This window comes from Pseudophaeobacter sp. A-200-2, assembly GCF_041008815.1.
In the GTDB taxonomy this organism is placed as follows: Bacteria; Pseudomonadota; Alphaproteobacteria; order Rhodobacterales; family Rhodobacteraceae; genus Phycobacter; species Phycobacter gallaeciensis_A.
On record NZ_JAXGFU010000012.1, the window covers coordinates 99,011 to 109,885 of the forward strand.

Here is a 10,875-nt window from a genome sequence, read left to right on the forward strand (position 1 = left end):
ATTGAAACACGGATGTCGCGCCAGACACGTTGACAGCTTTGTAAGCGCTGTGTCATCTCTGAAAGACCAAAGGTTCCGACGGGTCCAAGACCCAAGGATGAAAAGGGAACACGGTGAGGTGTAGCCATCAGGCGCCAAATCCGTGACTGCCCCCGCAACTGTGAGCGGAGAGCCACCGGGCATAGCCACTGGTCCCTATCAGGACTGGGAAGGCCTCGGACCGGCATCGACCCGCGAGTCAGGAGACCTGCCGTTGGAAGACGTGGCCAGCATGGCCCAACCATAACCTATGTAATGCCGCCGGGTGAGGCGGTAAGGAGACAGAACATGCATATCGAACCCGGAATCGTAAACGGCGTCAAAATCGCCCTGTCCTATGCCACCGCCGCTGGCGCCATGGGCTTTGCTGCGAAAAAGACGATGGAAGATCTGGCCGCCTCCGGCATCGCATCCTTTGCGGCGCGTTCGGCCATTGCGACTGTCGGCGTCTTCACCTTCTTCGAAGTGCTGCCGCATTTCCCTGTGGGCGTTTCCGAGGTTCACTTCATCCTCGGCTCGACCCTGTTCCTGCTGCTGGGCGCTGCACCTGCTGCCTTCGGTCTGGCGATGGGACTTCTGATCCAGGGCGTGTTCTTTGCCCCGATCGATCTGCCGCAGTATTTCATCAACCTGACCACGCTGCTGGTCCCGCTGTTCGCGATGAAGGAACTGGCCAAGCGGATCATCGCTCCGAACACTGCCTATGTTGATCTGAAGTATTCTCAGGCGCTGGCGCTGTCGACCGCCTATCAGGCAGGCGTTGTCGGCTGGGTCGCTTTCTGGGCCTTCTACGGTCAGGGCATCGGCGCTGAAACCATGGCCTCGGTCTTTACCTTTGGTGCAGCTTACATGACCGTCATCCTGATCGAACCGCTGGCCGATCTGGCCGTTCTGGCCGCCGCCAAAAGCCTGCGCGGTTTGGAGCGCAGCGGTCTGGTCACGCCCCGCCTTTATGCGGCTGCGTAAGCCTTTCGCCGACATCTGAAGTTTCACATAGCGCGGCCCCGTTTCGGGGCCGTGTTTCTTTTCCAAAGGCGCCTGACATGATTGATCTCACCCTTGTTGGCATTGGCACCGGCAATCCCCAGCATCTGACCCTGCAGGCGGTCGAAGCCCTGAACGGGCTGGAGCTAATCCTCATTCCCAACAAAGGTGCCGGTAAGGACGATCTGGCCGGTCTGCGCCGGGACATCTGCAACCGGGTGATCAAATCGCCGGGGCCTGCGATCGTCGAATTCGACCTGCCGCAGCGCGATCCCGCGACACCAAGCTACCGACAGCGAGTGGACGACTGGCACGATGCCATTGCCGAGGTCTGGCAAGAGACCATCGATCAGCACCTGCCCCGGGGCGGCAAGGTCGGCTTTCTGGTCTGGGGCGATCCGTCGCTCTACGACAGCACCATGCGCATCGCCGCGCGGCTTCAGGCCCGGACCGAGGTTTCCCTGCGGGTCATTCCCGGCATCACCTCAATCCAGGCGCTGACGGCCAGCCATGCCATCCCCCTCAATGAGATCGGTGATCCCGTCACCATCACCACTGGCCGCCAGCTGCGTGACGCAGGCTGGCCAGACAGTGCCGATACGCTTGTCATCATGCTGGACGGCGACTGCAGTTTTCAGTCCATCGACCCCGAAGGTGTTCAGATCTGGTGGTCTGCCTATGCCGGTATGGAGAAAGAAATCTCCCTATCCGGCGCGCTGCGCGAAACCGCGGATGAGATCATTGATATGCGCGCGAAGGCGCGCGCGGAACATGGCTGGATCATGGATATCTACATCCTGCGCCGCCCCGCACGACGGTACCCCTCCGCCCTAGTCCAGCGCGCTGACGATGGCCTCGCAGGCCTGCACGGCATCCAGACCAAAGGCCGAGATCAGATAGTCAGGCCAGCTCGACAGCTTTACGATCACAACATCGGCGCTGCGATCGATAAAGATCAACTGACCGAACACACCCCGGGCCATGAACACGCCGCGCCCGGGATCGTGCACCCACCAGAACCGCCGATAGGCGCCTTGCGGTGACAGCACGTCATAGGGTGCGCCGAATTTCGACGGATCCGCACCTATGCAGATACCATCGATCCAGGCCTCGGGCACGATCTGGTCATCGCCAACCCGGCCGCCATTCAGCACCATATGTCCGAACCGGGCATAGTCCCGCAGGCTCGCATTGAACCCCCCATCGGCCAGCGCCGTGCCCGCATCATCGACGGTAAAGAACCCATCCAGTTCGCAGCCAAGCCTGCGCCAGATCCGGTCGGACAGGAGTACGGACAGATCCGTACCGCTGACCCGTTCCAGCGCCCAGGCAATGACATCGGTTTCAATCGACCGGTAGGAAAAGCTGAGCCCATGCGCCCGTTCCTGCGGCAGGGAGAGGATCACGTCGCGTATCGTCGGCTTGATCTCCCCGTCCCGCACCGGGCGCCAGCCCGAAGCGATATCGACCCGGGTCATGTCACTACCCGGCAGACCGTAGTCCTCAGAGAACCGCGCACCAGACAGCATGTCCAGCGCCTGATCCACCGTGCAGCCTGCGTAGCCGGTGCCCGCCAGTTCCGGCACGATCTCCTCCAGCGGGGCGGCCAGATCCAGCTGCCCCTCACCCTGCAGGATCCCGGCGAGGATGCCAATCACGGATTTGGAGACCGACTGCCCCAGATGCGCCCCCTCCACGTGAAAATCATTGGCGTAGAACTCGGTGACGATGGCGCCGCTTTTCAGCACCAGAAACCCGTCGGTGTAGCTTTGCCACAGCCAATCGCCGACCGACTGGCGGGTGCCTTCGCTGGTGGCAAAACAGACCTTTGACAGATCCTGAAGCACCGTTGGCAGCGGCGCAGCCGCGCCGGGTCCGCTGCGCACATCCGCCGTGGGAAACAGGCGCCGCATGTTCTGGAAGGACCAGCGGTTGAAGGGCGCCAAATCCCAGTTGTCCAGCGTCGGCCGTTTTTCCGGCGGTGGCGGAAATCCCTGCATGATGCCGATTTCCCGCGCCGTTTTCGGCTTCAGACTGTCTGCTGTCCGGTGCATTGGGCACGCTCCCGCATGGCAGCCCAGCGTCTGGGCTGCGGTCAAAATTTCGGTGATGGCCACGCGGGCCACCACCCTTCTATTTGGCTGAGTTACTGCTTCAGGCGGGTCCAGACCTTGTTGTACATCGCCACAACATCCTGATCGCAGGGTTTGACGAAGTCCGGCACCGGGGCGCCTTCAGGCATCACGATCTCCGGCGCCTCCAGCATTTCGGCGTCCATGAATTCCTCGGAGCCGATGACGCCGTTGGCATAGCGGGCAAAGTTGGAAGTCATCGCCGCGTTTTCAGGCTCCATCATGAAATTCACGAACAGCTTGGCGTTCTCCATGTTGGGGGCATCCGCCAGCACCGCGACGTTGTCCATCCAGCCGGTGAAGCCTTCCTTGGGATAGGCGTATTTCAGCGTCGGGCGATCGGCGCGGGCGCGCATCGCGGCGCCGTTCCAGCTTTGCGACAGGTCGACATCCTTCGAGGTCAGCTTTTCGATCACCGCGTAGTCCATGGTGCGCCAGTCTTCCTTGGCCTTGAGCAAGAGCGCCAGCAGCTCTTTCATCTGGGCGGGGTCGGAGTTGCAGCGCGGATAATCGAGATAGCGCAGTCCGGCGTTGATCACATCGTTCATGTCGTTGAGCATATTGATGCGGCCCTTCAGCTCTTCGGGCGGGTTGAACACGACCTCAAGCGTGTCGATGTCGCCGCCGTATACCGCGCTGTCGACGGTAAAGCTGGTGGTGCCCCACTGATAGGGTACCGAGTATTTGCGGCCCGGATCCCAGTAGACATCGACCCAGTTCGGATCGAGGTTTTTGAAGTTCTCCATCTCGGAGGCGTTGATTTCGGCCAGTAGCCCCTCGCCCACCATGATGGCGACCATATAGTCGCCCGGGACCACGATGTCGTATCCGCTGCCGCCTTCCTTGACCTTGGCCAGCATGGTCTCATTACTGTCATAGCCATCCAACGTGACCTCGATGTCATACTGCTTTTCGAATTTCTCGATCATCTCGGGGTTGGTGTAATTGCCCCAGTTGTAGATGTTCAGCGTGCCTTCGGCGTTAGCTGCAGCCGCACTGAGGGCGATGACGGAGGTAAGCCCCGCCTTAAGGATCGTCAGTTTCATGGATCTTCCTCTTGTTGGTTGGTGGGTCCCGTCTGGTGCGGGCTTCTGGTTATTTTCGTTTGCGTTGCAGGGCGAAGGTCAGCGCGACCAAGGCCACGGTCAGCAGGATCAGAATGGTGGAGACCGCATTGACTTCGGGCGTCACGCCGCGCCGGATCTGGCCCAGGATGTAGATCGGCAGGGTGGTTTCCCCGGGACCGGCGATCAGCAGGGTGATGATCACGTCATCCAGCGAGACCACGAAGGCCAGCATTGCACCGGCCAGAATGCCCGGCATCAGCAGCGGCAGGGTGACATGGCGGAAGGTCTGCCAGGGCGTTGCATAAAGATCGGCGGCGGCAGTCTCGAAGGTTTCGGACATGTCGGCAAGACGGGCGCGCACCGGGATAAAGGCAAAGGGGATGCAGAACACCGTATGCGCCAGGATGAGCCAGCCCAGCCCGGTGATCCCTGTCAACTGTCGCAGGATCGAAAAGAACGACAGGGTGGCAATGGCGGTGACGATTTCCGGGATCATCAGCGGCTGATTGATCAGGGCAATCGCTGCCGCGCGCCCGCGATAATTTCCGCCCCGCGTCGTCGCCAACGCCGCCATCGTTGCAACGACCGTGGCGATGGTGGTGGCCGTCAGTGCCACCCGGATCGAAATCCAGGCCGCGTTGCGGATGTCGTCATTCTCCAGCGCCTTGGCGTACCACTTGAGGCTCGCCTCGGTCCAGACGACAACCGAGCGGTTGTCGTTGAAAGAGAACAGGATCAGCACGGCGATCGGCGCATAAAGCAGCAGCAGAACCAGCCATGAAAGCGCCGTGAACAGGGGCTGACGCCGCAACTCACGCGTCTCGCTGTTGCGCCACAGCATGCCAAGCCTCTTGCGGGGCAGATCATCCATGGGCCTTCTCCTTCTCGGCGCCTGCCCGGAGCGACACCAGCAGCGCGATCAGCACTACCGACATCAGGATCAGCGCCGCCGCCGAGCCGAAGGGCCAGTTGCGCCCAGATCCGAACTGCATGGCAATCAGGTTGCCGATCATCAGCTTCTTACCACCGCCCAACAGCTCGGGCGTGATATAGGCGCCCAGCGCGGGGATCAGCACCAGCGCGCATCCAGCCACGATACCCGGGCGGCTGATCGGAATGACGATATGGCGGAACACCTGCACGCGGGAGGCATAAAGATCGTGTCCCGCCTCCAGCAGCGAAAAGTCGAACTTTTCCAGCGAAGCATAGATCGGCAGGATCATGAAGGGCAGATAGCTATAGACCAGCCCGGCCAAGACCGCCCCATCGGTGTAAAGCATCTCGATGGGCGCGCTGATCAGCCCCAGTTTCATCAGCGCAATGTTCAAGAACCCTTCGTCGCGCACGATCAGCAGCATGGAATAGGTGCGGATCAGCAGGTTGGTCCAGAACGGCAGGGTAATGGCAAAAAGCCAGAGATTGCGCTGTTCGGGTGGGCGGGCCGCGATGAAATAAGCCACAGGAAAGCCGAGGATCAAAGTGCCGATCATCGCGCATAGCGCCAGCCCGAAAGAGCGGCCAAAGATCTGCAGATAGGCGCTGTTGAAACTCAGAGTGTCATCAAAAATGTCCCGCTCGAACAGGAACTGCACATAGGCATCGGTCGAGAACACCCATTCGACGCCGCCATAGGTTCCCGGCTCCAGCAAGGAATAGACCAGCGCGATCGACAGGGGCGCCAGACCAAACACGCCGATGATCACGAGCGCAGGCAAGAGCAGGAACAACCGGACCCGCCGGACCGTCCTGCTACGAGCCGCAACGGCCTGCTGCAAATTCTGCGCCGTGGGCGAAGTTTGTTGCATCCCCTGCCCCATCAGTCTGCCAGCACATGCAGCATGGAGGTCTCTGGGATCAGCCCGATCTCGCTGCCCGCCGGGCTGGGCTCTGCCACCTGCACCTGAATCTCGGTGCCGTTCTGAAGCCGCACCCGCATTTGCGAACCGGCTCCGAAATAACTGCTGTCAAGCACGGTTCCGCGCAGCACAGCCGCCGCATTGGACGCCGCGCAAACGGTAAGGGTCTCTGGGCGCAGCGCCACATAGACTACCCCAGGAGGCAAGCCATCGCTGGCCGCATTGGCAAGTACAGGCTCCCCGCCGAAAAAACTGATCCGCGCCTGCGCCCCGTCATAGCCGAGGAGGTCCGCCGCCACGATATTGGTGTCGCCGATGAAATCCGCGACGAACCGGCTTTGCGGCGCGGTGTAGATCTGCTGCGGGGTGCCCACCTGCTGCACGCGTCCTGCGGACATGACCGCGATCTGATCGGACATCGCCAGCGCTTCGCCCTGATCATGGGTGACAAAGACAAAGGTGATGCCGGTTTCGCTTTGCAGGCGTTTCAGCTCGCTTTGCATGCCCTTGCGCAACTTCAGATCCAGCGCCGACAGCGGCTCATCCAGCAGCAGCACCTTGGGGCGCGGCGCGAGCGCGCGCGCCAAAGCCACCCGCTGCTGCTGCCCGCCAGACAGCTGGTCCACCCGGCGCGCGGCGAACTCGCCCATTTGCACCAGATTCAGCATATCATCGATGGCGGCGGCGATTTCCGCCTTCGGGCGGTTCAGCATTTCCAACCCGAACCCGATATTGCGGGCCACAGTCATATGCGGAAACAAGGCGTAATTCTGGAACACGGTGTTCACCGGACGCTTGTGCGGCGGCAGATGGCCGATCTCCTGCCCGTCCAGTGCGATCTCGCCTTCGCTGGGCAGTTCAAACCCGGCAATCAGCCGCAGCAGCGTGGTCTTGCCGCAGCCCGATGGCCCCAGCAGGGTGAAAAAGCTGCCCTCCGGCACATCCAGCGACACGGTTTCAAGCGCCGTCACAGCAGAGGCGCCGATGCCGAACCGTTTTGTCACTTCTATCACGTTGATCATAATCTGTTCCGGCACGTTCCTGTTGGCAGTCTGTCCGGTCAGACTAAAGCCCCAAATGCAATGGGGAAATACCTCCAGGAGGGGGTGTCGGCCCTACCCCCAGAGGGGTAGGCGCTCATCAGGTCACCGATTGCAGAAAGATCGAAAATAAAGCCGATTGCGAGGAAATCCCCAGTTTTCGGTAGATGTTCTTGCGGTGCACCTTCACCGTTGCGGGTGACAGATCCAGCAGCAACGCAATCGACTGGCTGGAATGCCCGCGCAGCAGATGCTGTACGATCTCAATTTCGCGGCAGGTCAATCCTTCGCAGACCTGCTCGATCATGCTCTCAAGGCTGACGCTGCCGCCCGCCGCCTCGCCGCTGCTCTGCGGACGCCGGTGAAAATGCTGCTCGCACAAGGCGGAGATCACCGGATGTATATTGCGCAGCCGTGCCAGATCCCGCTTGGAAAACCGCATCTCCCCCGTCAGCCGCCCGAGGGAGAGGAACAGGGTGCTCTCCGGCAGGGTGACAAACACCGCCATCTCGTCCTTCAGCCGCACGGACCGGTAATAGATGCTGAAATAATCGGTCTGGGAAAACCGATCCGGCGCCACCTGATCCAGCACCATGACCGGATCAAACTTGCCGCTGATATAACTCACCACAAAGGGATCCAGCAGCCAGGCCCGGTCCAGCCAGCGGTCCACCACGACCGAACGCCGCTCCTGCCGAACATTGTCATAAATATGCTCGGGCAGCCTGCTGGGGCTGAGCCGACTGACAAAGGCCCCGCGAAACGGCGTTGCTGTGCGCATGAAATCCAACAACGCGGGCAGGAAATCCGGCGTTCCGATGGACCGGATCGCGCTGGCAAGTTCATCGGACGTGGCTGCGGATTGGGTCATCTCAACCGATCTGGCTCTTTGTGGCAGGTTTATCCGGGCAGCGTTTTACAGCCACTCCCAGAGCAGTCTGCCCTGTTATAGGGCGCCCCGTCCACACTGGCGATGAGACCTTCGGCCACTGCACCGGGCGCAGCCATTGCGGTGCCGGGAATGCGCGCATAAAAACAGATCGATGCCGCGTTCCGGCGCACCTGTGTGCGCAATGCGGTCCCAAAAACGCTTGTGCATGCGTGAAAATCTGCATACGAAACATGGTGTTGAAACGCGCTGTTTGAGGTTGGTCTGGGGGTCGCTCTATTCAGGCCCCAAAGCCCGCTTCACACTCGGCGTCGGATGCGGGCGTGATGGAATGGTAGACATATCAGACTTAAAATCTGAAGGGCATATGCCCGTGTGGGTTCGAGTCCCACCGCCCGCACCATTTGACTTTCGGAGGTAGACAGAAAACGTAACGTCTTGAACGGCATGTTGGTTATGCAGTTCGAAGTCCGATTTCGCGTGATACACTGGTGGGGTCTGTAAAGGCCATTCACAATACCATTCTCTTGAGTTCGCAAGAACCTTTTTCCAAAATCTTCCAAAAGCTTGCCAATAAATCCATGGACGGTTTGAGCATTTCGTCGAATTCCCCCGCTGGAGCAGCTTGATGGGCAAGCTTCTCTCCCAAGGTGGCGGTTTCAGACAGCCCCGGTCGCGCTGTTCTGTACCATGGCAAGGGAAGGTCTCTCCTTCCGCGATGTCTTTCGCCAATATCACCTTGGCACATTGTGATGCCGCCGTGAGGCGGCATCCATGCTATCAACAAAGCCGCTGAACAGTCCGGACATCCGGGACCGCTACATCCCCCCGCCCGGATAGGCATCCGGCCGGGGACCATGGGTGTCTTGCCCTGTCAGAGTATAAAATCGCCTTCGTCCAGCGAATGCCCGCGAAGGCCGAGGAGCGTAATCTCCGTGTCATCGAGGTCAATCTCGGTACGGAAACCCCGCTCGCTGATGGCCCCTTCGATCTCATCGAAGCTATCGAAGCCATACGCGCTGAGGTCGATCTTGTCCTTGCCTGAGCGGAAACCAACAATCAGGTCGTGACCGTCGTCCTCCGCGAAGACGAAGGTGTCGGCTCCCCGGCCGCCAAAGAGATAATCATTGCCCTTTCCTCCGTCGATAAGGTCATTCCCTCGGCCGCCCTTTATGAAGTCGCTGCCAGCTTCGCCCTTCAACGTATCGTTGCCGCTGCCACCGAAAACCTTATCGCGCTGCGCACCCGCCAACACGAGATCGTCACCTGATCCGGCGAAAACGACGTCCTTGCCGCCCTTCGCATCGATCAGGTCATTGTCCCGCCCCGTGCGCAAAAAATCGCGTCCATCATCAGCAATCACGAAGTCAACGTCGTTCGCCCCATCAGTTGGCAACAGGTCGACAGGCAGAAGAACGCCGTCTAGGACGTGAACGACACCGTTAGAAGCCTGAAGATCGGTCGCGATCAGGTTGGGGTTCGAAAGATCCGGATCGGCATCGACAAGACTGAGGCCATCGAGCGTAAGTGTCCCGCCTTGCAGCGTCTCCACCTCTCCAGTGGCAATCACCTGGCTGGCTTGCAGGCTCTGGCCCGCTACGTGGTAGGTCAGAACGGTGGATATCAGCTCGATGGGGTCATTGCCTTCGTTCAGCAGGCGCAGGGCATCGACCAAATGGCCGAAAGCGCCTGCTTCGTCACTTCCCTCATACCCAAGGGTCTGGGACAGACCGACAAACGCGGAGTCGGTCGGCGCGAACACTGTGAAATCCTGGGTGTCGTCGTCCAGAACCCCTGCAAGATCGGCGGCAATCACGGAATCGCGCAGAATGTCGAAGTCTGCGCCGTTGCCGTCAAAGCCATCCGCACCACTCGTTTCGAGCACGAGACCGGTAACGGTCGGGGCATCATTGTCGGGCAAATCAATAGGCAAGAGTACCCTGTCGATCACATGCACCACGCCATTGTCCGCCATGATGTCCGTCGCAATCAGCGAGGGATCAATCAGGTCCGGTTCGTTGTCGCCCAGCGTCGGCAATTCAGAGGCATCGATAATGCCGCCCTGCAACGTCGTCACGGATCCGGCCGCAGCAATATCGCCGGAGGACAGTGACCCAACCGAAACATGGTAGGTCACCACAGCTTCGAGCGTGTCCGCACCCAGCGTGCTAAGGAATTCAGTCACCGCGACGGCGTCGGTCGTATCCCCTGCGAAGCCAAGATCGGTGGCCAGTTGACCAAAGGCCGCATTCGTCGGCGCGAACACGGTGAGGTCTGCAGCCGCGTTGTTGAGGGTGTCGATATAGGCAGTCCCTTTCTCAGCATCGATGAACTCGATCACTGAGACAAGAATGCTGAAGTTCGTATCGCTTGATGCGATTCCTGCAATGGTGGTCATGGTCTCTCTCTCCCATTTACTCAGACGCACAGAAGGCCAGCATGCCTCCTGTCAGCCCTAGAGCTCGTTATCGCTAACTTCGGCGGGAGCACCTCTTCGATCTCGCTTATGACGCCTTTCCAGTCCTGATGTCGGCGGTGGTGACACTCGCAGTCTGCAAGGCCACGCCCCCTCGGCTCCGAGCACTCTTGGGCGACTTCGGTCAAGGCGGTAGCCATTGCGGTGATAGTGCCACGAGATAAGCAGTTTCGGCAAAACGTGTCCGCTTTGGTTATGCACCCTTGGTTACGGCCACTCTCAGTGAGCGGATCAATCCTATCAACAAAACGTGATCATCAAACGTAGCCGATGACCTGCCCCCCGAAATCTCCCGCACTTTAATGTAGAGTTTGCTCAACCTCTTGATGGAGCAAACAGATGCGAAAGAGCCGTTTTACAGAAGCACAGATCATCGGAATGATCAAAGAACA

Annotated in this window: 8 protein-coding genes, 1 tRNA gene, 1 pseudogene and 1 riboswitch; of the genes and pseudogenes, 3 read left to right on the plus strand and 7 right to left on the minus strand. The window is 59.9% G+C overall.

Annotation, left to right across the window (positions count from 1 at the left end; all coding sequences use genetic code 11):
• Positions 1-53 precede the first annotated feature (53 nt).
• Positions 54-269, plus strand: a riboswitch (cobalamin riboswitch).
• A gap of 58 nt (positions 270-327) precedes the next feature.
• Entirely contained in the window at positions 328-1,005 is a 678-nt protein-coding gene (locus SM766_RS17975) for an energy-coupling factor ABC transporter permease (protein ID WP_065271157.1), read from the plus strand.
• A gap of 77 nt (positions 1,006-1,082) precedes the next feature.
• A pseudogene (gene cobF / locus SM766_RS17980) lies at positions 1,083-1,829 on the plus strand (precorrin-6A synthase (deacetylating)); the annotation flags it as partial.
• 24 nt (positions 1,830-1,853) lie between these two features.
• On the opposite strand, the gene SM766_RS17985 reads toward cobF, so the two are convergent.
• The 6 genes from SM766_RS17985 to SM766_RS18010 form a co-directional block, all read right to left on the minus strand.
• Positions 1,854-3,077 carry a serine hydrolase domain-containing protein gene (locus SM766_RS17985; protein WP_368948658.1) on the minus strand — a complete coding sequence of 408 codons (1,224 nt, stop codon included), beginning with the start codon at positions 3,075-3,077 and terminating at the stop codon, positions 1,854-1,856.
• Between the two features lie 92 nt (positions 3,078-3,169).
• Entirely contained in the window at positions 3,170-4,201 is a 1,032-nt protein-coding gene (locus SM766_RS17990) for an extracellular solute-binding protein (protein ID WP_274837411.1), read from the minus strand.
• A gap of 49 nt (positions 4,202-4,250) precedes the next feature.
• A complete protein-coding gene (locus SM766_RS17995) occupies positions 4,251-5,063 on the minus strand; it encodes an ABC transporter permease (protein ID WP_368948666.1) in 813 nt (270 codons plus the stop codon).
• 22 nt (positions 5,064-5,085) lie between these two features.
• Entirely contained in the window at positions 5,086-6,027 is a 942-nt protein-coding gene (locus tag SM766_RS18000; protein WP_368948659.1) for an ABC transporter permease, read from the minus strand.
• An 11-nt stretch (positions 6,028-6,038) separates the two neighbouring features.
• Positions 6,039-7,100, minus strand: coding sequence for an ABC transporter ATP-binding protein (locus SM766_RS18005; RefSeq protein WP_368948660.1), 1,062 nt, complete (start codon positions 7,098-7,100; stop codon positions 6,039-6,041).
• 118 nt (positions 7,101-7,218) lie between these two features.
• Positions 7,219-7,989 (minus strand): helix-turn-helix transcriptional regulator, encoded by a 771-nt coding sequence (locus SM766_RS18010; RefSeq protein WP_368948661.1) that lies wholly within the window; start codon positions 7,987-7,989, stop codon positions 7,219-7,221.
• Positions 7,990-8,324: 335 nt separating this feature from the next.
• On the opposite strand from SM766_RS18010, the gene SM766_RS18015 reads away from it, so the two are divergent.
• Positions 8,325-8,410: transfer RNA gene (locus SM766_RS18015), tRNA-Leu, on the plus strand.
• 471 nt (positions 8,411-8,881) lie between these two features.
• Here the strand turns inward: SM766_RS18015 and SM766_RS18020 are convergent.
• Positions 8,882-10,405, minus strand: coding sequence for a fasciclin domain-containing protein (locus tag SM766_RS18020; protein WP_368948662.1), 1,524 nt, complete (start codon positions 10,403-10,405; stop codon positions 8,882-8,884).
• Between the last annotated feature and the right edge of the window lie 470 nt (positions 10,406-10,875).